Origin of the sequence: Chryseobacterium sp. T16E-39 (assembly GCF_002216065.1) — a bacterium.
In the GTDB taxonomy this organism is placed as follows: Bacteria; Bacteroidota; Bacteroidia; order Flavobacteriales; family Weeksellaceae; genus Chryseobacterium.
The window spans coordinates 3994202-4018538 of sequence record NZ_CP022282.1 but is presented as its reverse complement, the minus strand read 5'-3'; the positions used below and the strand labels follow the sequence as shown (position 1 = coordinate 4018538).

Below are 24337 nucleotides of genomic sequence, written 5' to 3'. Positions count from 1 at the left end.
AAATACATTTATGCTAAAGAAAAAAATTAAAATATTATGTTTCTTACTTTTGCTCATTTTTACATTTGGATGTACAAATAATAATAATAATAATAGTATTAACGAAAACTCTTACAAAGGTTTAGGTATTTTTTATTATTTTGAAATAGATAGTGGAAGTTATTATGACATGATCTTTATACCATTTCATTTTAAAATAAATCTAGAAGACCCCAAAGAGATCTCCAAGCAGAAAATATTACAAAATGCAAAAAGTATTATTTTTGAAAGAGGATTGGGTTTTGGTACATTTAGAAATGGGGATATTTTTGATAAAGTGTTTTTAAATTCAGAATCATGTGAAACTAAAAAATATTGTTTTGCCTATGTGGATTTTGTACAAAACGACCAAAAAGAAATAAAAAAATGGAACTACGATAAAAAAGAATTATCCATTAGAATATGCATAGATAAGGATATGAAAATTGTAAAGTATTATCATACCAAAAATGCCGCTAGGAATTTGATAAAAATAAATACTTTAAAAATAATAAAATAAAGTTCTCTAGGCCTGTGCGAGTATACTGCACGGGCCTTTGTAGATAACAGAGCCTTCGCTTTTGCGAGGGTTTTGCTTTTAATGCAACTATATTTTATTAAAGAACTGAAAATAATTGCAGAAAAGATAAAGAACTTAGATTTCAGTATGATGACCAGAAGATAAATTCCACATTCGAGACCAATAAACAACAAAGGTTCGTGGATTATGATTGTGACGGTATTGTAACAGTAATAAAAAACATTCTAAGAGATAAATGGGTTGACAATCTTGAACAATCGTTTCCTGATAATATTGAGGGTCATTTGATTAATAATCTTTATCCTTTCAAAATACTGTTGAGATGTTATACTTTTTAACAGTATTTAATTTTTATTTTCACTTTAAATACCTTATAATAAGCTTTTACCGATCTATTTACGAAGGCTATAAACACTACTTTTATAATATCTGAATAGATAATCATAGATCACCATTTCAAATACTCTCTGATTAGAAACAAAAAGCCTGTTGATGTTCATATGAAATATGCTTTGGAAAAAATTCTGCAATGGCATTCCCAAAGACTGGTTTTCATGGCAGCTGTATATATTTTGAAATTCAGCACTACTCTCTTCAATATTGGCAATAACCTCATTTCTCTCTTCTGAAAATTCTTCAGAATTAAGAAATTCAAGAAACTTTGGTTTCAACTCCCGATACTTTTTATCAAGCTGCGAATTAAGTTTTTTATCTGCATTGAATTCTTCTTTAAAAGAAAAATTAAAACCTTTGATCCATTCCAATTTTTCCTGAATGGGAAGATTTAATTTATTCAGAATTTCATCAATATAAAATAGGGAAATAATGATTTTTTCTTCATCATCATAATCCAGACATTCTACTACGAATTCACTGTTTTGATGGAATAATACCTCAGCATTGTGATAGGTATTTACTCCGTATCTTTCAATCTCTCTGTGATAGCTGTCAAATAGTATATTGGATATTTCCCCACTTTCTACATATTCATAAAAATCCTTATTAATCTTAGCAAAAATTTCGCTATGATTCTGAGTATTACATTTAATTCTTATTCTTAAATGAGACTTAGGATCGTTATAACGAATGAAAAACCAGCAAGAAATACCATGAGTTTGTTTCAGATAATCAATTAAAGGCAATACTGCTTCTTCCAAAATAATATCAGCAGTCTTGACCCCCGTGTAAATTTTGAGATATATCCATTCTGACCCAGGTGTAAATTTTCTTTTCATCCTTAAGTGTTTATTTTATACATAGGAAAGATAAACTCACGTTTAAAATCATCATTTTCATTGTACAAAAACTCCTCTATCAAAATTGTTTTTTCCTTAGTAACAATTTGAATGAATAATTTTAACATTTCATAATTCTCTAAATTCAAGGTTAAGGTATTATCATTCCTTACCCATTGTATCCATGTAGGAATTTTTCTTTTTCTTCTCCACTCATTTGCTTGCTCTAACAATTTTATCTTGTTGTCAGCTATCTTATTTATCTCCTCAATTTCTTTTTCATTAATTTTCCAGCATGCTTTAGAAAAAATAATATTCCGGTACTCTATTCTAGGAAAGAAGTTATATAAAAACTTCATGTCTCCCCAATCGAACTGCAATCGTGGCCTACTATTTTGTGAATGTAAATCACACAGAAAATGATAAACAGGTAGTGAATTCGCTGAATAATTATGAGAATTGGTTAAATAAGGTCGTATTTCTTTATTTAATTTTTTAGACCGTAAAATGATTTTATTTTCCCGCACGGAAATATATAAATCATCAACAGGTATTTGATTTTCTTTAGGTAGAATAGATTGTGCTAAATATGGAATTTCATAAGTTCTAAGCGTTGGCCTTCTTATTATATTTCCAATTCGGGCTTCTGGTAAATGAATGATTTCTGCCAGAATATAATCAGAATTTAATTCGGCTTCTTTTTCTGTAATTTTTTTTAATACATCCTGTATATCAGATTTTTCAGAACAAAATCTTGCTAATAAGTTAGCAGCACTGCCACCCCTAAATCCTTGCAATACAATTTTTTCTTCATTATTTTCAGAAATAATCTCTGCAACGATAGAAAAAGTATCTGGGATATCCTCCCAATTTTCTGTGTAATGGCTACAATCTTCATTTGTTAATTGAACAATCGTCGTATTTTCAAGCTGTATTTCCTGCAGCTTTTGATTAAGGAGAAGTTGTATGGGAGTTAGTTTTATAGTTAGCTCTTGCTTTACTTTAGACTTACGTTTAGGCAGATCATCAAGATATGGATGTACACCTTTAGCTAGAATATCCTGTCGATATCCAATTCCTATTTCCGTATCTAAAGCAAAAAGCAATGGAACTTCTTCATGCTCAAATCTTTCAAGAAATGCTTTTTTAAAATTATCAATATAGGTATCTGTATTAGCTGATATTATTTTATTTAAAAAGCTTATTCCTGTTTTTATTTCTTTTTTCCAACGTACTGGAAGTTCTGCTTTATTCTGATAATATAAATCAGTTTGGAAAAGAAATTTACCTTCATATTTTATCTTAAAAGATTTTATAAGATCTTCAATTTCGTGGTAAAGCTGTATGTTATTAGAAATATTTTCATCCAATCTTTCAAGCTTTTTCCGGATGGTCATCAAAATAGTATATGCTTCTGTTATTTCCTTACTTTTTAACAGAGAAATAAGTTTAGATAAAAAGTCTACTCCAGATACACAAGGCTCTAATTCACTAATTAATATCTGATTTTCTATAAGTTCATTAATAAACTCTTCTGCTTCTTCCTTTGTTATATCCTCATTAACCAGAATATCTGCAATTTGAGAAATGGCTTTACCTTGTCTGGAAAATTGCAATACTTTGTCTAGTTCATTGGAAAGAGCTGCAACTGATGTTACATATTCTCTTCTTCCATTAAGGTTTTCAAATTCTATGTACCTTAGTTTATTTCTTGTCTTATAAATAGAGGTATTCGGGAAAAACAACAATTTTTCCCTAATTTCAGGCACTTCAGTAAAATGTTGAGATAGTAAAACAAGAAAATGCATATCCAATGTAGTATTCCGAACTATTTTGAATTCCACATTTTCTTTTTCAGATAAAATTGAAATATCTTTATTGAATTCTCCTAAACTTACTCCAGCGAACAGTCCAAACGGCGTACATCGTGAACTAATACGACTGAAATATTTTAAAAGCGTATTTTTTAATCTGTATTGATCCTTATCCGAATATTCTTTTTCCCCACTAAACCATTTCCTTAATTCATTATACAGATCTGGTGAGGCAAGATAGACTGCTTCTTGAAAAGAAGCATCTGAATAAATCTCCTTGAGTTCATTATCTGAAATGTCGTCCTGACTCAAACGACTCATAAATGTTTTATATGAAAATAAGGGTGTCCGAACTGCGAATTCTTCAAAAAACTGATACGGAAAACTTGGCATTTACTTTCTGCTTTATTTTTTCTGATAATTTGGGTGCCCCAACTGCCAGAAGGCAAAAGCAAAGATCTCGCTTAAACTTGTGTATCTTTTCAATACTGTGATATCACTTCCATGCCCTCCTTCATAGTCAATATTTAATAAAATTGGATTATCAGATGTGCTACTTGCTAGCGCCTTTGCAGAAAATTTAGCGGATTGCCATGGTGCAACTCTTGGATCATTAATTCCTGCACAAAGCAACATAGATGGATATTTAATACCCTTTTTAATATGCTGATAAGCGTCCATTTCAAGCACCCCTTTAAACTCAGTTGAATCATTAGGATCACCATATTCTTTAATACTGGTTCCTCCATTACCACTCTTTTCTACTCGAAGTGGATTTAAAACTCCCGATTCTGCAATAACAGCACCAAATAAATCAGGTCTTTCTGTAATGGCTCTACCCACTAATATTCCCCCTGCACTTGTACCCCATACAGCAACTTTTTTAGCTGAAGTATATTTTTCATTGATTAAAAATTCTGTACAAGCAATTAAATCTTTCCATGAATTCGGCTTCTTTAATTTTTTTCCATCAATATGCCATTGCTCTCCTTTTTCTCCTCCTCCACGTACATGAGGTACTGCTACAATTCCTCCTTGGCTTGCCCAAGACAGATAGCTAATGGCAAAAAATGGAGAATAAGATTCACCAAATGCCCCATAACACTGCATAAGCACTGGTGCTGAACCATCTCTTTTAAGGTTCTTACTATAAATTATGGATAAAGGAACTTCGGTCCCATCATATGATTTTACGGTTATTTCTTCTACTATAATATCTTTAAATTCCGGATATTCAAGAACCGGAGCAATATTCTCTTTAGTAAAAGTGTTTGTATTAAGTATGTATCTGTACCTTTGTTCTGCATTTGCCCAGCCTGAACATTTTACCCATATATCAGAAAAATCTTTCCCTTTTGATGACAAATCAATATTTCCAGAAACAAATGGAAGCTTAATAGAAATTTCTTTATTCCCCTTCAATACATACAATTTTGCCTCTACTCCGTTTTTAGTAGTATTGTAATAAATTCCATCTTTAGTGATCGAATAACCTTTTATCACTTCGTCTTTCTTTTCAGGAACTAATACCTCTGGATTTTTGAAGTCTGGATTTTTGAGATTGGTTTTGCATAATTTATAATTGGAAGAATTTAATCCTGACAAGAAATAAATTTCATTTCCAACAACTCTTAAAAAAAATACCTTACTATCCTTATTATATAAAGGTTTCCAATTTTTTTTGCCAGACAGAAAGTCTTTTTTATCTATAATAAATGTCTTCCTAAAATCTTCTGCATCAACTAATATCCCAATGTAATACTTATCACTAGGATCATACGTTAGTATTGCAGGATATTCATTCTTTGTAATGTTTAGGTCAGGATTATGAAGGTTTGAAAAAACAACATTCCGTTTATTAGGATCTTCCCCAATTTTATACATGACGGTTTGGGTATTTTTTGCAAACAACGGAGACTTCACATCTGCATCAGGATAGTGTACATACAAAAAGCCAGAGTTGTCCTCCAACCATTTAATACCACCAATTGTAGATGGATTAAGTTGTGTGATAATTTCAGGATGAACAGCTTTGGTTTTTACCTCCATAATGACTACTTCGGATATTTCTTTTCCCTTTTCAGATAAGGAAATAGCTAACCTGCTACCATCCCAACTCGGACTTATTACATTGATTACAAATTCGTGACTGCCCGAAGTTTTGTTTGCACCTGCAGAAACAAAATTAGATGGATCATATAATAGTTCTTCTTTACCCGCAAATCCTTCTCTATAATATACTTTTGCTGTCTTTTCGCCAGCATTTCTTTTTAAATAAAAATATTTATCATTACTTGTAATTCTTAAATCAGATATAGAATATCCTTGTTTTTTATCCAATTCAGTTCTTAGATTTAAATAATTATTCCAATTAGGAATACTTCTAAGCGTAGAATGTGTATAATCTGTTTGAGATTTCATCCATTGCTTAGTTAAAGGATCATTTACATCTTCGAGATTTCTGTAATCGTCTGTAATTGAAATTCCAAAATTTTCCTCTATTACTGGTACTGAAGGTGCAAGATTTGTTTTCTGCGCATGAAGGAAAACTGACAAAAAAGAAGTAATAATAAATATTCTGTGTTTCATAAAGTTTCTACAAAATTATTGTGTAGGTGGTTTAATACCATGGTCTACAGGAGCGCTGGCATCTTCTGGAAATATACATCCGTCAGAACCATCACCAATTACTTCTTGAATTGGTAATCGTATACCTCCATGAATACTAGCCATGTTATTAATTTTACTAAGCTGTAATTTTATCAAAGATAACTTTTTTTCACTTTGAACTTGCTTTCGTTTTTTCATTTTTCAAATTATTTTAAACTAAAATCGTTGGCAAATAAAATAATATTTTTTCAATATACTAAAGAGTACTTCTATAAATTCAAGAATCTATCAACACAATACCAACAATAAATATCTAAATGACAATCATTTACTATAGAAAATCAAAAAAAAATGAAACCATTGGACTTATGATAAATTAAAATAATATTTTTACAACATATTTGAAAATTAATAATGAAAATTAGACTTATTTTTTTACTCCTTCTATCTTTTCGTGTATTAGTAGCACAAACTAATCAGCCCGACACCCTAAAAAAATACTCATTCTCCGAATTAGAAACAAAATACTATGAATACAACAGTATTGATAAGATTAAGGATGCAAATTTGATCAGTCATTATTATCTTGAAAAAGCCAAAAGTGAAAAAAATAGTGAAAAAATTGTGGAGGGCTATGTTCTCATGCATTTTAATGAATCATTTCCCAATGCGCTAAAATATCTTGATAGTGTGCAAATATCTACAAGAAATTCAAAAAAAGAAACTTATCCTGCACGTCTCTATTTATTAAGGGGAAATATATATTTCCGCTACGATCATCAAAAAGAAGCCCTGAATAACTATGTATTAGGTTTAAAGTTTGCTCAGGAAAAAGGTAATAAACGACAAATTGCTTTTGCAGAAGTAAGTATTGCATACCTTAATAACTATATTGGAAAACATTATGAAGCTGCAAAAAAACTAAGATTTTATTTATATAATGCTCCATACCTTAGTAAAAATGAACTTTCTGATATTCATTTAAGTTTAGCAAGTACTTATCTTGATATTGAAAAGCTAGACTCTGCTAAGGTACTTATCGGAGAAGGCCTAAAATCATTTCAAAAGGATAATATTTATCGTTATAATCAATATTTATCATTATCCGGACTGTACAATCTAAAGGTAAAAAATTACAAAGATGCTGTCAATAATTTAATGAGTTCCAGGCAATATTTTATTAAATCCGGTTCAGATGCATTAAGTATAAATTATGCGACATTCTATCTTGGACAGTCATATGCAGGAATGGGACAAAAAGAAAAAGCTATGCAAAACTTTTTGGCAATAGACTCTTTGATAAAAAAGAACAATAGTACTTTCCCTGAGCTTCGTGAAGTGTATCCTTATATTATAGGATATTACAAGGAAAAAGGTGATAAAGAAAAGCAACTTTATTATATTGATCGGTTTTTAAATATTGATAAGCAGCTTGATTCCCGGTTTAGGTATGTATCAAGAGAGCTTCCCAGAAGATATGATACACCAAGTCTTGTTAATGAAAAAGCTAAAATCATCTCGGAACTTGAAAACAGAAAAATAATTCTCTATTTTTCTATTGGTATTCTAACATTGGTACTTGCTTTAGTATTATTCTTATATTATAAATCAGAAAGGAAATATAAAAAAATTGCTCAGGAATTATTGCAGTCTGTATACAATAAGGTTGAAGTACAAATAACAAAGGACGAATTAGATGATCCGCCATCTAAAGTAGTAAATTTTGAAAATACAGAATCTAAAATTATCAGAGCTACTTCCGAGGATGTTGCACAAAACATTCTAAGAGAACTCGATTCTTTTGAGGCAAAAAGGCAATTTCTTCAAAAAGGAATTACTTTAAATAGTGTTGCAAAAAAAGCAAAAACAAATTCCCGATATCTATCTGAGATTATCAACATTTATAAAGAAAAAAATTTCGCAACCTATTTGAATGATCTTCGTATTGATTATGCAATTAGCAGATTAGCAAATGATAGAAAATTCAGATCCTATAAAATACCATTTATTGCTGAAGAACTGGGATACAATAACGAGCAGGCTTTCACATTAGCTTTCAAAAAAAGAACAGGAACAACTCTTTCCATTTATTTAAAAGAAATTGAAGCCCTAGAAATAAAAAAAGCATAAAACACTCATTTTACACTATTTAAAACTTATAAATTCAAGAATCTATACCTATTGATTCTTGAATTTATAAAGCGATCACTTGTAAAGTAATTTCGCTTTGCTGCATCTTTGCCTCAGACAAAACATAATATTTTCTTTTCATAATGCGCAGTATGAAAAGTATAAATAGAGCTGATCAGCAAACCCATGTCAGGGATCATATGACAAAAAAATAATAGCATATTTTAAATAGTTAAAAAAATGAAAAAAGTATTATTAGGAGCAATCTTATTAGGCGGAACAACTTTAGGGTTCGCAAAAGAAAATGTTGTAAACATTAAGACTAATGTAGATTCTAAAACTAAAGAACAAAAAGAGATTGATGTACAACTTCGTAAAATCTGTACAACAATCTGGAGCTGGACTACTGAGACTACTTCCGTAGGAATGGATGGTCAGACATATGTTAATACACAACAGCACACAGCACAAACATCTAGCTGGTGTGGAGCAAACGATCCAAGAACTACTTTTGTTGACGGAAATCCAAATCCTTAGAACTAAACTGAATAGTGTGTATAATTTTAATACACACTATTTTTTAAATATAATAAATATGAAATTTAGAATTAAATTAATTTTATTAGCTACATTACTGATCAACATCCTGATTTCCTCCCAACATCTAAAGGTTGAATATGAAAAATATGACCTAAAAGATATAGACCATAATAGTAATTTAACAAAAGAATACCAGGACAAAGTAAATACCGAGCGTAAAAAGCCGCAGAAATATTTTCTTTATTATACAGATGGATATTCATTTTTTAAGTCCATTCCCCGTAATTCAATATCCCATAATGCAGGAGACAAAAAGGAAAATGATGTACAAATTCATAAAAGAGAAATCTATAAAGAAATCGAACTAAAAATGTACCATAATAAAAATGATGACGGCAATTATGCTTATCATAATTTTAAAGATACTAATGAAGAATTTTACGGCTATAAAGACACAAAATTTGCGAAAATAGAGTACAAAGATGATACGATGAATATAGACAACTATGTTTGTAAACTGGTTGAAGTAAGTTTTGATTCAATGACAAATTATAAAGTTTGGTATACGGAAGCGATTCCTATTTCTGCTGGTCCTTTTTCATTTAATAATTTCCCGGGACTCGTTTTAAGAGTTGAAACTGAAAACTATACCATAACTGCCACAAAAATTAGCAATGATGCAAAAGAGTCTGATATTGAAAAAATTAATACAAGATTAAAAGTATTTAAAAATGAAGACTATGATAAAAAATTAAAAGAGGTTAATGAGCAAAGAAGCAAACCTACTTTTGAAGAAATAAAGCTTTAAAATAATGCAGAAATTACTATACGTTCTATTTTTAATGAGTTTTTCAATAGCATGGTCTCAAAGTATTCACATTAAAATAAAAGACAATACAAATAAATCTTCTGAAAATGTAAATGTACAACTCATTAAAAATGGTAAAACAATAGATTTCAAAAAAACTAATAATGCAGGACAATGTATATTTGAACTCTCTGAAAAGGGGGTTTTTTCTTTAAAATTCACTTCTGTTTTTTATAAAACAAAAATCCTTGAGATCAACACTCTTGATCAATCTGATTTTGAAATCGTTTTAGAACCACAGGTACAAGAAATACAGGAGGTCGAAATAAAATCCCGTCCTAAAATAGCAAAAGCAAAAGAAGATACAATTTCTTTTAACTTAAAAGCTGTTCGCGACGGAACAGAAAGAACCACGGAAGATCTGATTAAAAAACTTCCGGGGTTAGATATTTCAGATAATGGGAAAGTAACCTACAAAGGAAATACAATTGGTCAGGTTTTGGTCGAAGGAAATGAATTTTTTGGAAAAAATCATAAAATAGCAACTCAAAATCTTTCAGCTGATATGATTAGTGGGATTGATCTCTGGCAGAATTTCACTACTTTAAGTGGAAACCAATCCACCGCTTTAAATTTAAAATTAAAAGAAGAATACAAAGGAAAAATAACAGGAAATATTGAAGGAAATTATGGTACTAAAAATTCTTATCTTGCTCATTCTAATCTATTTAAGCTTGGTAAAATCGGTAATCTTGCTTTAATTGCAGATGCAAATAATATTGCTAAAGACCCAATTAGCTTTATGGATTTCTATGAAATGAATTCTCAGGAAAACATAGAAAATTCGAGCAGTTCTGTGGATGTGGAGATCCCTTCTTTTTTAAATAATGATAATAAAGTAAAATCTAAATCTAATCAGTTTGGAGCTTTACAATATTCCAAATCAAAAAAGAGTTTTAGCATCACTGCATTTTCAATTTTAAATAATGCCAGTTTGGAAAAACTTTCAACTACAAAAAGAACTGCATTTGAAGGGCAACCGCAAAATTATAATTTCAATGAACAAAAGGCAGAAAAAAATAAAGGTTATTTAGGAACAACCCAGATTAAAATTAAAAAGAGTTTTGATGACAAAAGCTTTTTATATTACAATTTTGGATACAACCCTACTCAGGATAATTTCAATCAACAAACTGAACGTTATTCTGAAGCTTCTACTTTTTATGACATCCGGAATACTGTAAAAAATAATAATCTGAGCAACTTTCTATCCTGGAATAAGCAAATGAATAATTCAAAAATAATATTAGCCTTAAGCCAATTAAATGAAAATTATTCGGGTAGATTGAATGTGCTTTCCAATAACAATCTGTTCTTAACGAATAACGATTTTCTTTCTCAAAGATATGATATCACTTCAAATAAATATTCGTTAGATGCTTATTTGAAAAATAAAAATAAGCTTGTAAATTTCAACTTTCATTCCGGGCTTTCTTACAAAAAAGATGCATCTGAACTCTTAGAGTTTGCTTCTCAAACCAATGAAAGCAAAAAGATAAAGATATATCATTATATAAATGATTTAAGCTTCTATAAACAGTTTGGTAAATTTGATTTTTCCGGATCGTTAAGTTCTCATTTTCTCACCATAAATGAGTCCGAAAAACACTATTTTGAAAAAAGCTTTAAAATAAAATATAGCCCGAAATCGGAAGCTAGCACGGAGATCGGAATAGAATATAATTCCAGATATACAACTCCCAACATAAGACTTCTTCAATATAGCCCTGTATATACAAAAGAATTATCTTCTTCCCAAAATGGATTACTGACGCCTGATCTGTTAAGTAATATCGAAAACTACAAATTCACCTGGAACAGGTTTAATATGGAAAAAGGTTCTTTACTGTTTTTTATTTTTATATATGAGAAGATTAAGCCAAGTATCACTTCTGATTTAAAAAACTTTGGAACATTTTCAGCTTTACAAAATACTATAGGACAATCTAAAGACAGATATGTCTCAGTGCTTTCCAGTGACAACAGACTATCAAAAAGTCTGAATTTGAAATCAAAATTTTCGGGATCTATTTTTAAAGATTCAAATTTTATTGCAGGAAATAATAATGTAACTTCTATTTACAACTTTGAGCTTTCTCAAAAATTATCGACTAATTTTAAAAACAGACCTTTACAATTTGATCTGGGGTACACTTTCACAAAAGGTATTTTTGAGCAAAGTTTCTTTAATACAAACTCTAAACAAGATAATCTAAAAATATCATTGGGTATAAGAACGAATATAAAAAAGAATTAATAGGAAATATTCTGGGAGAGTATTTAATCCAGAAAACTGAACAGAATACATTAAGAAATTTTTTAATTGGTGGACAGGTATCTTATCGAAAAGAAAAGTCTGACTGGGAATATAACATAAGATTTAATAATATTTTGAATCTTAAATCCTTCAATTATATAAATAGTTACACTTCACAATTAGGTACCGATGAAGCCTCTATAACAGCTTTACAAGGCTACATTACCGGTGGGCTGAAATATAATTTTTAATTGGCATTGAAAAGTAATTTTATTTACGGACCTTATAATCTCACTAATAGCACATATATTCCTGGCAGATAGTTCAACTGCCTAATCTTTTCATCTGATTTTGCAGTCATTATAAAATTTGATGGATCGATCGTCGATGTCCTTTGCTTAAATACCAGTAAATAAAAGCAACAGATATAATATTACATTTTATATCAAAATACTATACAGAATGGCTGAGTAAATAAAATTTCAGGAAATGTAGGTGACTGAACAACATAAGCTGAAAAAGATAAAACAATCATGATAAGTGAACTGATGCTTAATATCCATTTACTTGGTGAGATTGTTTGGGTTGGTTTAGTAAAAACTGGTTTATTTATTCACTGACATTGAAGTCTTCAGCCCAGTCTACAATATCAGTATTATCAGTAGAAAAAATAATAGTTGCACTATCACCTACAGTATAGTTTTTCTGACTTAAGTCTGTAGAATATTTCTTACCATCAAGATAAAAATCGAAAAACGCATAGGGATCCCCCTTTCCTTTATGCTCAATCGTATTGATTTTCACTTTCTGAATAAGTCCGTAAGTTTTCAGTTGATATTTTTCATATTTGTTTACAGAAATAACCAATCCAACGGCTGTAGCAGCAAATAAAATCAGAAATAATGAAATGTAGCAAATATTGATCATTTTTAGTTTTTTCTGACCAATAGAACGTTTGAGAATTTCATATTTATCTTTTTCTGAAAGAACTGAAAAACTAATATCTGCCTGGATTGGGATCATAATTTTTGTCAAAGAAATACTTAAAAAAAGAGAACCACCAGCAATAACAAAAAAAGCTATGATCCCCAAAAATCTTCCTCCACCATGAGACCACCAAACATTGAATATTATGAAAGCACCTAATAGAATGGCAAAGAAACTAAGTAAAATATTTTTCATGATTTTTTTTGATATAATTATTATTAGAATTGAGATAAAATTTTGACATTACCTTACAACCTATAAAAAAGCCACTCACATCTACTGTAAGTGGCTTTTTGTGTGGTCCCACCTGGGCTCGAACCAGGGACCACCTGATTATGAGTCAGGTGCTCTAACCAACTGAGCTATAGGACCTCAAAACTTGGTTAAATTTTGTGCTTGCAAAAATAGTAAAATTTCTTTCACTACAAAACTTTTTATCACTTTTCTTGACAAAGTTCTACGAGTACTCCATTGGTAGATTTGGGATGAAGGAAGACAACTAATTTGTTATCAGCACCTTCTTTCGGCTCTTCGGAGATAAATTGAAAGCCTTCTTTTTTTAATCTTTTTACTTCTTCCACGATGTTTTCAACACCAAAGGCTAAATGATGGATACCCTCCCCTTTTTTATCGATGAATTTTGAGATCGGACTCTCAGGATTGCTGGCTTCAAGAAGCTCGATTTTGCTTTCTCCTGTTTCATAAAAAGAAGTTACCACTCCTTCCCTTTCTACGGTTTCTTTTTTATAAGAAGATTTTCCTAAAAGCTTTTCAAAAAGTTCATCGGAAACACCTAAAGATTTCACGGCAATGCCGATATGTTCTAACTTCATAAGTAAAATACTATAATTAAATCGTAAATTTGAAATACCCATTACATTTCAAATGAGCAATTCAAACAAAAGTAGTAAATTTGCATAAATTATGGAAAGTAACAGACAAAGAAAAGTAGCACAGATTATACAGGAAGATTTTGCAGAATTGTTCCGCAAACAGTCTGCTGAAAGCAAGCAGAATATTTTAGTTTCTGTTTCTGATGTTAAAGTAACTGCAGATTTAAGTATTGCAAAAATTTACTTAAGCATTTTTCCTCAGGAATTCCGTCCTAACATTATGAAGGAGATCGAGGAAAATAAAACCCAATACAGAAATTTCATAGGTCAGAAAATGGCTAAACAGGTGCGTATTATTCCGCAGCTTAATTTTTATCTGGATACCACTCTGGATGATGTTGAAAAAATTGAAAAAGAATTAAGAGGAGAAGGAGATAATCCTGTACTGTAGATCTTGAAAAACATTGCATTTTATATTGCTTCCAGATACCTTTTAGCTAAAAAAGGAAGCACAGCCGTTACTTTTATCACATGGTTATCCGTGGGAGCAATGATGGTTGCTGTAACTGCAATGTTTGTTATCATATCCGTTTTCTCAGGACTGGAAGATCTTAATAAGGATCTGATCTCCAATCTTCATGCTGATCTCACCATTAAAAGTTCTTCAGGAAAAACTTTAAAAAATCTGACCAAAATTGAAGATATACTAAAAAAGAATCAGGATATCGTTAGTTTTTCAAGAGTTATTGAAGAAAAGGTTTACATCAATTATAACGGCAAAGGAGACATTGCTTATCTGCGGGGTGTTGATTCCGCTTACACCATTGTAAATCCTATTAATCGAGATGTTTTTTACGGAAGCTATCCAAGCTTCGAGTATTCGAATGAAGTACTAATGGAAAACTCTTTAGACAACAGATTATCAATTCCGGTGGCTTCCTCAAAAGATTATGCCACGATCTTTATGCCTAAACCCGGATTAGGGATTATTAGTAAAGAAGAAGATATTTATAATAAAAAAGATATTCTGGTTACAGGTATCTTTCCTGGGAAAGACCAACTCGACAGTTACATCATTTCCCCTATCGAACTGACGGAACAGCTCCTCAGTCTCCCGAAAAATTCTGCTTATCAAATTGTTGTAAAATTAAAAAGTCCGGAAAATGCAGACCAGATCAAAAGTAAGCTTCTTTCCACATTAGGAAAAGGTATTGATATCAAAACCAAGGAAGAAGAAAATGCGGCGTTCTGGAAAATGATTAATACAGAAAAGCTTTTTATCTATCTAATTTTTGCTTTAGTCATATTTATTACCACTTTTAATCTCGCAGGCGCCATTATTATTTTACAGCTTGATAAAAAAGAACAGGCAAGGTCACTGATCTCTTTAGGGTTCCCTCTAAACCATTTAAGAAGGATCTATTTTTATACAGGTCTCCTGATCGTTATTTCGGGAATTATTTCCGGATTGATTTTGGGAACAGCACTTTGCTATTTCCAATTGTTCACGGAATTTTTTAAAGCTAATGAAACACTTCCATTCCCTGTAAAAATCGTTGGCAAAAACTATCTTATTGTTGCGGTCACTGCATCATTATTCGGCTTCATTATTTCATGGGTGTTCTCAAAAATAAGCAAAGAGTATATTACTAAAAGTTAATACACCTCGCATACGTTTTTTTGTACCTTTGGCTCCCAATTTTTAAACAATGAAACGAATTTTACTCTCTTTTTTACTTGCTTTTGTCTCATTTTATACATTTGCACAGATTCCGGCAGGATACTATGATCCGGCTGCCGGATTATCAGGAGCACCCCTAAAGACCAAACTAAAGGAAATCATTTCTACCGGATATGTTCAGCACACTTATAATGACCTTTGGGGAGCCTATCAAACGACAGACAAAGACAGTTTTTACGAGAACGATGGGACTGTTTTAGATATTTATTCTGAAAACCCAACAGGGGTTGATCCATACAATTTCAATTTCACAGTCAATCAATGCGGAAGCAATAACGGACCTGAAGGAACCTGCTACAATAGAGAACATATAGTTCCTCAAAGTCTTTTCAGTGAAAACCTGCCTATGAAGTCGGATGTACACTTTATCCGCCCTACAGATTACAAAGTAAACGGCATGAGGTCTAATTATCCGTTTGGAGTTGTAGAAACACCTACATTCGTTTCCCAAAACGGATCTAAACTTGGAAACTCAGCTTCTGCAGGATATACAGATACTGTATTTGAACCAAACAATGCCTTTAAAGGTGATGTTGCAAGAATGGTTCTTTACTTTGTAACAAGATATGAAGACCAGCTTTCCACATTCAGTACAGGAAATATACTGGGTGGTTCTGCTTTTCCAGGTTTACAGCCTTGGGAATTGAATCAACTCTTAGCATGGCATGCCGCAGATCCTGTTTCACCAGAAGAAATTGCAAGAAACAATGCATCTTACATTTACCAGAATAATAGAAACCCTTATATTGATCACCCTGAATATGTAGCTCAGATCTGGGGAACACCTGTTATCGACACTCAGGCACCGACAGCAGCTACAAACCTTATCGCAAGCAATCCAACATCGAATTCGATGTCTTTAAGCTGGACTGCAGCAACCGACAATATTGGAGTGCTTGGTTATGATATTTATGCGAACAATACTTTCAAAACTTATGTCACAGGAACTTCTGCTGTGGTTTCAGGATTATCTCCATCAACAAACTATGATTTCTATGTTATCGCCAAAGATGCCGGAGGAAATTCATCTCCGCAAAGTAATATTGCCCAGGGAACAACATTAGCAGGGCAAACAGGAGGTAGCTGTGGAACAGAAACTTTTGACACGATACCAACAACCCCTACTCCTAGTTCTTACATTGACAGAACGTGGACTAATAATGGCATTACCTGGACTGCAACTTCAGCCAGAACAGACGAAACGATTAACGGAAAATCAATCACAATTCGTAATGGAGTACTTACAAGTTCAACAATTTCCGGAGGTGTACAAAGCTTAACGTTAACAACACAATTAAAATATACCGGTAGCGCAGGAACATTAAATGTCGAAGTTAATGGAACCGTTGTAGGTACAATCCCATATAGTGCTACAGTTAACACAACAACGATCAACAATATTAATGTTGTAGGAAATGCTGTAATTAAGATTATCACGACTTCTTCTTCGAGCAATAGAATAGCAATGGATGATCTTAGCTGGACATGTAATTCAACATTAGGAACAGTAGACTCCACTAAAAACCAATCTCCTTTCATTGTATACCCTAACCCGGTTAAAAACAATGAATTGTATGTAAAAGGAGATCATTTAAGTAAAATTTCTAAAGCTGAGATCTATGACCTTTCAGGAAAATTGATCGAGGTCTTTGTAAACCCATTCAAGAACTCTAATAAAATTCAGTTAAAAGGTTTAGTAAAAGGAAATTACATCCTTAAAACAGATAATATATCTACAAAATTCATTGTAGAATAATCTTAAAAATTTTTTAATCTTTAAAGACCGATTTGTTCGGTCTTTTTTTTATTTTTGATAGATGGATTCCAATAAAAAATTAGGCTTAGTAGGAAGAAATATTTCGTATTCTTTTTCTAAAAAATTCTTCGAGAATAAATTCCAAAAATTAATGTTAAAAGGTATTTCTTATGATATTTTTGATCTTAAAGAAATTGATGAAGTTGAAAATTTATTTTCACAACCGGAGGTTTTAGGGTTTAATGTTACTATTCCCTACAAAGAAAAAATCATTGACTACCTGGATGAATTAAGTGAGGAAGCTGAAAAAATTGGTGCAGTCAACTGTGTTCTGATTCAAAACGGAAAAAAAACAGGTTACAATACAGATGCCGTTGGATTCGAGAAGACATTGCTTTTACATAAAAAAGAACATCACCTATCTGCATTAATTTTAGGAAACGGAGGTGCTGCAAAAGCAGTGAAGTATGTATTAGACAAAAACGGAATTCCCTCAGAAATTATTTCAAGAAATTCTATATTAAATTTTGATAATCTTAGCACAGAGATGGTTCAGGATCACAAGCTCATTATTCAGACTACTCCGGTGGGAACTTTCCCTAACATTAACGATTGCCTAAAATTCCCATTTGAGGGACTTTCTAAGCAACATTTGGTCATCGATTTAATATATAATCCCAATTACACGAGGTTCATTATTAATGCATCCGAAAAAGGAGCGAAAACAGTGAACGGATATTACATGCTTGAACAACAAGCAGAAAAAGCTTGGGAAATTTGGAATTTTCAAAAAAAATAACATAAATTAGTGCATTAATTGGCATTTTAGCTACTTACAAAAGATATTAACGCCGCTCACATAAAAGATTTGCTATGACAACAGAAAATAATCTTTCTGAAAACGAAGAAAATAAAAATTCGATCGAAGTACCTCAAGAAGAAACCTTGGAAAACGCTGTACCTCAGGATGAAAATCAGCATGAAGATGTTGAGCACCTTGAAGAGCATGCGGATGCCGATATTTCCCTTGCTGATGCATTGAAAGAAATGGAAAAAATCATCAACGCTCCCAACGCAGGCGAAGATAACAGAAGATTCAATCAATTAAAAGAAAAAGCAAGTCATTACATCCACGACGAAGTAGAGGACAAAAAGCATGATTATGTAGAAGCAGGAAACCCAGCTGAAAACTTCAGCTATGAACACCCTTCACAATCAAAACTTTCGGCTTTAGTTAATATTTTCAGAGAAAAGCATGACAACTTCCAGAAAGGACAGGAACAGGAGCAAAAGAAAAATCTGGAACACCGTCAGAGCATTATTGAAAGACTTAAAAATCTATATACCAATTCAGAGCCCAATACTAATTTATTCAAATCTATCCGTGAGATAAAAGAAGACTGGTCTAACGCAGGGCAAGTTGCAAAATCTGAATTTAAAATTCTTAACAATAATTATTTCCACCATTTGAATCAGTTTTATCAAATGCTGGATCTGAATAAAGAATTTCTGGAGCAGGAATATGGTCATAATCTTGAAAAAAGACAACACATCATTGCCCGTGCAAAAGAACTTGAAAATGAACCCGTGATCCAAAAGGCGTTGAATGAACTTCAATACCTTCATAAACTTTGGAAAGAGGAAGCTGAACCTGTAGCTGAAGAATTCCGTGAAAAAACATGGGAAGAATTTAAAGAGATCTCTAATAAAATTCACGAAAGAAAATCAGAACTTTCTGCTGCTATTGAATCCGAGCAAACTGAAAACCTTGAAAAGAAAAACAAGGTTATTGAAGAAATTAAAAAACTCTCAGAACCTTCAGAAACACCTAACCACAACTATTGGCAAAATGCGATTAAAAGAGTTGAGGATTTACGTTCTGATTTTTTAAAAACCGGTAGTGTTCCAAGAAAACTATCCAATCAAAACTGGAATGATTTCAAAACGACACTCCGAAACTTTAATACAACAAAAAACAATTATTACAAGTCCTTAAAAGGCTCTCAGCAAACCAATTTAGAAGAAAAACTAAAATTGATTCAAACGGCTCAGGACAATATGAATAACGAAGAATGGGATATTGCCGTTCCATTGTTCAAAAAGCTTCAGGAAGACTGGAAAAAAATTGGCCATGTACCAAAAAGCATGACCAATAAAATATGGGATGAATTCCGTGATGCCTGCAACACGTTCTTCAATAACTACAGAGAAAAAAGTAATGCTTCCACCGATAACTGGAAAGAAAATTACAAACAGAAAAAAGAACTTCTTGAAGAACTGAAAACTATTTCTAACGATGAAGGAAGTATAGAGAAAATTGAAACCATAAAAACATCGTGGAATAATATTGGTAAAGTTCCTAGAGATAAAATCTCGATCAACTCCGAGTTCAATAAAACTTTAAGAGAAAAATTAAAGCTGAATAAGATCAACGAACTTGAATTGAAAGAAGATGGCCTTTCTGAAAACCAATTGACAGATAAAGCAAGAAAAATGAAGAGTCAGATTTCTGATCTTGAATCTGAAATTGTAAAATTAGAAAACAACCTCGCATTCTTCAATAAGCCTTCAAGAGATAATCCTTTATTAACAGATACTTTCAATACGATTGATGAAAAGAAAGCACATCTGGAAACTTTAAAACAAAATCTTCACAATATTATTGTAGGAGACTAATTCATAAAAAAATTATAAGGGCGAAGCAAAGAAATTTGTCTTCGCCTTTTTTATATCATGCAGGACGAACTATATTTACAAAGATGTATTGAACTGGCCCAAAAAGCTTTGGGCAGAACCTATCCCAATCCTTTAGTAGGAAGTGTTATTGTTTACAAAGATGAAATCATTGGGGAAGGATATCATCACAAGGCCGGTGAACCTCATGCTGAGATCAATGCCATCAATTCTGTAATCGACAAAGATCTTATTCCTGAATCTACCATCTATGTATCTCTTGAACCATGCGCGCATTATGGAAAAACACCTCCATGCGCCTTAAAGATCAAAGAACTTGGATTCAAAAAAGTTGTAATCGGAGCTATGGACTCCCATGACAAGGTGAATGGTAAGGGTAAAAAGATTATTCAGGATGCAGGAATAGAAGTAATTTCTGGTATCCTGGAAAAAGAATGTATTGCACTCAATAAAAGATTTTTCACCTATCACGAAAAGAAAAGACCTTATATTATTCTAAAATGGGCGGAATCTGCAGATGGATTCTTAGATAAGGATTTTAAACCGGTATCCATTTCAAATTCGCTCGTCAATCAGTTTGTCCATCAATTACGAGCCGACGAACATGCTATTTTAGTAGGAACCCAAACTGCACTTAATGACAATCCTAGCTTAACGGTCAGAAATGTTGAGGGTATCAACCCTGTAAGAATTTTAATTGATTTTGATTTAAAGGTTCCCATTGATTTTAAGATCTATAATAATGAAGCAAAAACATTAGTTTTTAACTCCATCAAAGAAGAAGAAAAAGATCATATCCACTGGATCAAAATTGAAAAAGATAATTTTATCCCTACTCTAATGAGCGCTTTATATAAAGAACAGATCCAATCTGTTATTATAGAAGGAGGAAGCTTTACCTTACAGCAATTTATTAATGCCGGCCTTTGGGATGAAGCGATCGTTATTAAAAATGAGAATCTAAAGCTTGATAGTGGAACAAAAGCACCTCACTTAGATTCAAAACCATTTAAAAATCAAACAGTAAGAGATAACACATTGTCATTTTACTCTTCTGACAATTCTTAATTTCTCATTAAATTATCACAATGATTTGAAATAATATGAGTAATTTGGCTTAAACTAAACTATCATATTATGAAAAATCTTAAAAAAATCACCAGAATCAATTTGAAAAGTATTACTGGAGGAGCACGGGTAGCATGCATTTTACCAAACGGACAAACGACTACTTGTAAAGATCACTGTCCAGCAGATTTTTGTGGTCCAAATACCAATATGTGCCTACTCCCAATGGATTTATGTGACTAAACCGTCCCATATATATTAAACAATTTATACATTCCAAACTAAGTAATATATCATTATGAAAAATCTTAAAAAAGTGACACGTCAGAATTTAAAAAAAGTAACCGGAGGAGTGCACGCTCAATGCTGCACCTATTACCCACCATCATTACAGGCAAAATGTTGTACAAACTCACAGGACATGAACTGTCCACCAGCCTGGGTTGAGGGTAGTTTCCCTGAAGCATGTTAAAAAATTTAACTGACAATGATTATAAGAGCGGAAACGCTCTTTTTTTGTGTAAAATCTTACCTTTGTAAATCAGCAAAATGACAACTGACTAAATGCACGAGTATAAAACAATCGAAAACCCTATTGAAAATACATTAATAAAGGAGAAAGGAAGCAAGTTTATAGGATTTGCTTATCCTGTTAATAATGACAATGAACTTAAAAATGCTCTGGAAAAAGTAAGAACTGAGCATCCAAAAGCCACGCATCATTGTTACGCTTTCAGAATGGGATTAAACGGTGAAAATTACCGTGCAAATGATGATGGTGAACCTTCAGGCAGTGCTGGCCTGCCCATCTACAATCAGTTGCTTGCTCATGAAATAACAAACGTCCTGGTTATTGTTGTCCGTTATTATGGAGGGACTAAACTGGGCGTTTCGGGTTTGGTAAAAGCATACAAAGAATCTGCAAAATTCACATTGGAAGAAGCCCACATTATTACCAGAGAACTGGAAACAGAAGTTGAAATTCAATTTAACTTTAACCAGCAGAACACTATCTTTACCCTGTTATCAAAGTTTGATGCAAAAGTCTTGAATTTCGATGCGGATGACAACTGCATTCTTACCGCTTCCTTAAAGACAGCACAAAAAGAAAACATCTCCGATAAACTATCAGAGATGCAATATGTTTCTTTTGAATTTAAAGATTAATTTCTTCGTCCCCCCATCAATAAGGATACCCAATAGAGAAGTTGAACTAAAGATCCAATCGCCGCCACAACATATGTTCTTGCAGCCCATTTTAAACTATCCTGTACACCTACATACTCTTCGGCTGTTACTGTTCCGGTGTCTTTTAGCCACTTCATCGCCCTGTTACTTGCATCATATTCCACAGGAAGAGTTACAAATGCGAAAAGAGTAGTAACTGCAAACAAGGCTACCCCTATAGCTAATACCGTTGTATTCCCGTTAGGGTTTTCAATACTTCTACTGGCAACCATTACAGCAATACCAGCCATAATAACAAACTGCATCAAATTAGAGCTTATATTAACAATGGGCACTAATTTTGACCTCAATTGCAGCATCGAATATCCTACTGCATGCTGTACCGCATGACCACATTCGTGAGCTGCTACCGCTGCTGCGGCTGCATTCCTCTGCATGTACACCCCTTCTGAAAGGTTAACCGTTTTATCTCCTGGATTATAGTGATCTGTTAATTGTCCAGGAACTGAAATTACCTGAACATCATTAATTCCGTTATCTCTTAGCATTTTTTCGGCCACTTCTTTCCCAGATAGGCCATTTCGAAGGTGCACATTGGAATAATACTCAAATTTAGATTTCAATTTTGATGAAACATACCAGCTCACCAGCATTGTAATCCCAATAATTACATAATAACCAATCATTTTTTATTAAATTTTATAGATATTTTTACCCTGTAAGATGTAAAAACTGTGCCAAAGTATTACATTTTATTATTTATCTTTGTCTTTTAAATTACCCTCAAAAACTATGTCAAAAGTTTCAATTCTAGAAGTAAAAACCCAGAACGATTTAAAACAGTTTGTAAAATTCCCGATGGATTTATACAAAAACAATCCGTATTACGTTCCGTCTTTCATAAAAGATGAATTTAAAATCTGGAATGCTATAGAAAACCCGGCACTTAACTATTCAGAATCAAAACAGTACCTTGCCTTTAAAGACCAAAAAGTAGTTGGAAGAATTGCGGTAATTATTAATCACAAAGAAGAAAAAGAACTTGGCATAAAGAAAGTAAGATTTGGCTGGATAGATTTCATTGATGACAAAGAAGTTTCTAAGGCACTTATTCAAAAAGTGATTGATTATGCCAAGGAACATACAATTGATATGATTGAAGGGCCAATGGGCTTCACAAATCTCGACAAAGCAGGAATGCTGACCATGGGATTTGACAAACTGGCAACAATGATAGGGATCTACAATCACGAATACTATCCAAAACATCTTGAAGCACTGGGAATGGTCAAAGAAAAGGAATGGGTAGAATACGAAATGAACTTCCCAAAAGTTTTACCCGAAAAAGTGGAAAAATTCAGTGGGTTGATTGCACAGAAATACAAACTTAAGGTCCTTAATTTCAAATCTAAAGAAGAGATTCTTCCTTTTGTAGAACCTATGTTCAAATTACTGGACGAAACCTACAAACACCTGTCTACATACACACCTATTTCTGATGAACAAATAAAAACATACAGGGAAAAATACTTTCCTTTTATAGATAAAAATTATGTAATCTGCGTTGTTGATGAAAATAACCAACTTGTATCATTCGCTATTACCATGCCATCTTATTCAAAAGCTTTACAAAAATCAAAAGGTAAACTTTTCCCATTTGGATGGTGGCATTTTTTACAAGCTGGCAAGAAGAATGACCGCGCTAATTTCTATCTTATCGGAATACATCCGGAGTATCAGCGAAGAGGTGTTACCGCAATTATTTTTAAAGAAATTTTTGTCCGTTTTACCAGTATGGGAATTGAATTCGCTGAAACCAATCCTGAATTAGAGGAAAATAAAAGCGTACAGGTTCTTTGGCAGGATTATAACCCCGTGAATCATAAAAGAAGGAGGACGTATTCTTTAATGGTAAATGGCTAATAAGATTCGAGATTCGGATTGTGAGATTGGAGAAAATCCTATCCAAATTTGAAATGAGATCATCATTTCTCATCCTGATCACAACCCCGAAATCCACATCTGATAACCCGAACCCCGCATCTCGTAACAAATAA

Annotated in this window: 22 protein-coding genes and 1 tRNA gene; 15 read left to right on the top strand and 8 right to left on the bottom strand. The window is 32.4% G+C overall.

The features are described 5' to 3' along the window. Positions 1 to 10: 10 nt before the first annotated feature. Positions 11 to 538 (top strand): hypothetical protein, encoded by a 528-nt coding sequence (locus tag CEY12_RS18225; RefSeq protein ID WP_089029034.1) that lies wholly within the window; start codon positions 11 to 13, stop codon positions 536 to 538. A 413-nt stretch (positions 539 to 951) separates the two neighbouring features. Here the strand turns inward: CEY12_RS18225 and CEY12_RS18220 are convergent, their stop codons facing one another. The 4 genes from CEY12_RS18220 to CEY12_RS22765 all read right to left on the bottom strand — a co-directional run bounded on the left by CEY12_RS18220 (position 952) and on the right by CEY12_RS22765 (position 6341). Further along, positions 952 to 1794, bottom strand: coding sequence for a thiopeptide-type bacteriocin biosynthesis protein (locus CEY12_RS18220; protein ID WP_089029033.1), 843 nt, complete (start codon positions 1792 to 1794; stop codon positions 952 to 954). Between the two features lie 2 nt (positions 1795 to 1796). Continuing rightward, complete coding sequence (locus CEY12_RS18215) at positions 1797 to 3929, bottom strand: lantibiotic dehydratase family protein (RefSeq protein WP_157676851.1); 2133 nt, start codon at positions 3927 to 3929, stop codon at positions 1797 to 1799. An 84-nt stretch (positions 3930 to 4013) separates the two neighbouring features. Further along, entirely contained in the window at positions 4014 to 6197 is a 2184-nt protein-coding gene (locus CEY12_RS18210) for a prolyl oligopeptidase family serine peptidase (RefSeq protein ID WP_089029031.1), read from the bottom strand. A 15-nt stretch (positions 6198 to 6212) separates the two neighbouring features. Further along, on the bottom strand, positions 6213 to 6341 hold the full coding sequence (locus CEY12_RS22765) for a hypothetical protein (protein WP_262484855.1): 129 nt from the start codon (positions 6339 to 6341) through the stop codon (positions 6213 to 6215). A gap of 291 nt (positions 6342 to 6632) precedes the next feature. On the opposite strand from CEY12_RS22765, the gene CEY12_RS18200 reads away from it, so the two are divergent. From CEY12_RS18200 to CEY12_RS18190, 4 genes are all read left to right on the top strand, one after another. Further along, positions 6633 to 8348: a helix-turn-helix domain-containing protein gene (locus CEY12_RS18200; RefSeq protein ID WP_089029029.1), complete on the top strand. Its 1716-nt coding sequence runs from the start codon at positions 6633 to 6635 to the stop codon at positions 8346 to 8348. Positions 8349 to 8588: 240 nt separating this feature from the next. After that, the gene (locus CEY12_RS22340) at positions 8589 to 8885 is read left to right on the top strand and encodes a hypothetical protein (protein WP_157676850.1); all 297 of its coding nucleotides are present in this window, start codon (positions 8589 to 8591) and stop codon (positions 8883 to 8885) included. Between the two features lie 58 nt (positions 8886 to 8943). After that, a complete protein-coding gene (locus CEY12_RS18195) occupies positions 8944 to 9696 on the top strand; it encodes a GLPGLI family protein (RefSeq protein WP_157676849.1) in 753 nt (250 codons plus the stop codon). A gap of 4 nt (positions 9697 to 9700) precedes the next feature. Beyond that, positions 9701 to 12013, top strand: coding sequence for a hypothetical protein (locus CEY12_RS18190; protein ID WP_157676848.1), 2313 nt, complete (start codon positions 9701 to 9703; stop codon positions 12011 to 12013). 609 nt (positions 12014 to 12622) lie between these two features. Here CEY12_RS18190 and CEY12_RS18185 read toward each other — a convergent pair. From CEY12_RS18185 to mce, 3 genes are all read right to left on the bottom strand, one after another. After that, a complete protein-coding gene (locus CEY12_RS18185; RefSeq protein WP_089029026.1) occupies positions 12623 to 13195 on the bottom strand; it encodes a hypothetical protein in 573 nt (190 codons plus the stop codon). A 103-nt stretch (positions 13196 to 13298) separates the two neighbouring features. After that, a tRNA-Ile gene (locus CEY12_RS18180) sits at positions 13299 to 13372 on the bottom strand. A 65-nt stretch (positions 13373 to 13437) separates the two neighbouring features. Continuing rightward, complete coding sequence (gene mce, locus CEY12_RS18175) at positions 13438 to 13833, bottom strand: methylmalonyl-CoA epimerase (protein WP_089029921.1); 396 nt, start codon at positions 13831 to 13833, stop codon at positions 13438 to 13440. Positions 13834 to 13924: 91 nt separating this feature from the next. Between mce and rbfA the strand changes: the two genes are divergently transcribed. From rbfA to CEY12_RS18140, 9 genes are all read left to right on the top strand, one after another. Continuing rightward, positions 13925 to 14284: a 30S ribosome-binding factor RbfA gene (gene rbfA / locus CEY12_RS18170; protein WP_089029025.1), complete on the top strand. Its 360-nt coding sequence runs from the start codon at positions 13925 to 13927 to the stop codon at positions 14282 to 14284. A 3-nt stretch (positions 14285 to 14287) separates the two neighbouring features. Continuing rightward, positions 14288 to 15493: an ABC transporter permease gene (locus CEY12_RS18165; RefSeq protein ID WP_089029024.1), complete on the top strand. Its 1206-nt coding sequence runs from the start codon at positions 14288 to 14290 to the stop codon at positions 15491 to 15493. 49 nt (positions 15494 to 15542) lie between these two features. Beyond that, entirely contained in the window at positions 15543 to 17330 is a 1788-nt protein-coding gene (locus CEY12_RS18160; protein ID WP_089029023.1) for an endonuclease, read from the top strand. A gap of 61 nt (positions 17331 to 17391) precedes the next feature. Continuing rightward, a complete protein-coding gene (locus CEY12_RS18155; protein ID WP_089029022.1) occupies positions 17392 to 18129 on the top strand; it encodes a shikimate dehydrogenase family protein in 738 nt (245 codons plus the stop codon). Between the two features lie 74 nt (positions 18130 to 18203). Next, positions 18204 to 20006 (top strand): DUF349 domain-containing protein, encoded by a 1803-nt coding sequence (locus tag CEY12_RS18150; RefSeq protein ID WP_089029021.1) that lies wholly within the window; start codon positions 18204 to 18206, stop codon positions 20004 to 20006. Positions 20007 to 20063: 57 nt separating this feature from the next. Beyond that, positions 20064 to 21092, top strand: a complete 1029-nt coding sequence (gene ribD, locus CEY12_RS18145; RefSeq protein ID WP_089029020.1) for a bifunctional diaminohydroxyphosphoribosylaminopyrimidine deaminase/5-amino-6-(5-phosphoribosylamino)uracil reductase RibD — start codon at positions 20064 to 20066, stop codon at positions 21090 to 21092. 69 nt (positions 21093 to 21161) lie between these two features. Further along, complete coding sequence (locus CEY12_RS22890) at positions 21162 to 21335, top strand: bacteriocin-like protein (RefSeq protein WP_410493864.1); 174 nt, start codon at positions 21162 to 21164, stop codon at positions 21333 to 21335. A gap of 55 nt (positions 21336 to 21390) precedes the next feature. Then, entirely contained in the window at positions 21391 to 21564 is a 174-nt protein-coding gene (locus CEY12_RS22335; RefSeq protein ID WP_157676847.1) for a bacteriocin-like protein, read from the top strand. A gap of 92 nt (positions 21565 to 21656) precedes the next feature. Next, positions 21657 to 22259 carry an IMPACT family protein gene (locus tag CEY12_RS18140; RefSeq protein WP_089029019.1) on the top strand — a complete coding sequence of 201 codons (603 nt, stop codon included), beginning with the start codon at positions 21657 to 21659 and terminating at the stop codon, positions 22257 to 22259. Here CEY12_RS18140 and CEY12_RS18135 read toward each other — a convergent pair. Then, positions 22256 to 22966: a zinc metallopeptidase gene (locus CEY12_RS18135; RefSeq protein ID WP_172821047.1), complete on the bottom strand. Its 711-nt coding sequence runs from the start codon at positions 22964 to 22966 to the stop codon at positions 22256 to 22258. The genes CEY12_RS18140 and CEY12_RS18135 overlap by 4 nt on opposite strands. A 106-nt stretch (positions 22967 to 23072) precedes the next feature. Between CEY12_RS18135 and CEY12_RS18130 the strand changes: the two genes are divergently transcribed. After that, positions 23073 to 24203, top strand: coding sequence for a GTP cyclohydrolase (locus CEY12_RS18130; protein ID WP_089029018.1), 1131 nt, complete (start codon positions 23073 to 23075; stop codon positions 24201 to 24203). Positions 24204 to 24337 lie beyond the last annotated feature (134 nt).

Coding starts and splice junctions, on each gene's coding strand:
- CEY12_RS18225 (WP_089029034.1), top strand. CDS start 11: ATGCTAAAGAAAAAAATTAAAATATTATGTTTCTTACTTTTGCTCATT.
- CEY12_RS18220 (WP_089029033.1), bottom strand. CDS start 1,794: ATGAAAAGAAAATTTACACCTGGGTCAGAATGGATATATCTCAAAATT.
- CEY12_RS18215 (WP_157676851.1), bottom strand. CDS start 3,929: ATGAGTCGTTTGAGTCAGGACGACATTTCAGATAATGAACTCAAGGAG.
- CEY12_RS18210 (WP_089029031.1), bottom strand. CDS start 6,197: ATGAAACACAGAATATTTATTATTACTTCTTTTTTGTCAGTTTTCCTT.
- CEY12_RS22765 (WP_262484855.1), bottom strand. CDS start 6,341: ATGGCTAGTATTCATGGAGGTATACGATTACCAATTCAAGAAGTAATT.
- CEY12_RS18200 (WP_089029029.1), top strand. CDS start 6,633: ATGAAAATTAGACTTATTTTTTTACTCCTTCTATCTTTTCGTGTATTA.
- CEY12_RS22340 (WP_157676850.1), top strand. CDS start 8,589: ATGAAAAAAGTATTATTAGGAGCAATCTTATTAGGCGGAACAACTTTA.
- CEY12_RS18195 (WP_157676849.1), top strand. CDS start 8,944: ATGAAATTTAGAATTAAATTAATTTTATTAGCTACATTACTGATCAAC.
- CEY12_RS18190 (WP_157676848.1), top strand. CDS start 9,701: ATGCAGAAATTACTATACGTTCTATTTTTAATGAGTTTTTCAATAGCA.
- CEY12_RS18185 (WP_089029026.1), bottom strand. CDS start 13,195: ATGAAAAATATTTTACTTAGTTTCTTTGCCATTCTATTAGGTGCTTTC.
- mce (WP_089029921.1), bottom strand. CDS start 13,833: ATGAAGTTAGAACATATCGGCATTGCCGTGAAATCTTTAGGTGTTTCC.
- rbfA (WP_089029025.1), top strand. CDS start 13,925: ATGGAAAGTAACAGACAAAGAAAAGTAGCACAGATTATACAGGAAGAT.
- CEY12_RS18160 (WP_089029023.1), top strand. CDS start 15,543: ATGAAACGAATTTTACTCTCTTTTTTACTTGCTTTTGTCTCATTTTAT.
- CEY12_RS18155 (WP_089029022.1), top strand. CDS start 17,392: ATGGATTCCAATAAAAAATTAGGCTTAGTAGGAAGAAATATTTCGTAT.
- CEY12_RS18150 (WP_089029021.1), top strand. CDS start 18,204: ATGACAACAGAAAATAATCTTTCTGAAAACGAAGAAAATAAAAATTCG.
- ribD (WP_089029020.1), top strand. CDS start 20,064: ATGCAGGACGAACTATATTTACAAAGATGTATTGAACTGGCCCAAAAA.
- CEY12_RS22890 (WP_410493864.1), top strand. CDS start 21,162: ATGAAAAATCTTAAAAAAATCACCAGAATCAATTTGAAAAGTATTACT.
- CEY12_RS22335 (WP_157676847.1), top strand. CDS start 21,391: ATGAAAAATCTTAAAAAAGTGACACGTCAGAATTTAAAAAAAGTAACC.
- CEY12_RS18140 (WP_089029019.1), top strand. CDS start 21,657: ATGCACGAGTATAAAACAATCGAAAACCCTATTGAAAATACATTAATA.
- CEY12_RS18135 (WP_172821047.1), bottom strand. CDS start 22,966: ATGATTGGTTATTATGTAATTATTGGGATTACAATGCTGGTGAGCTGG.
- CEY12_RS18130 (WP_089029018.1), top strand. CDS start 23,073: ATGTCAAAAGTTTCAATTCTAGAAGTAAAAACCCAGAACGATTTAAAA.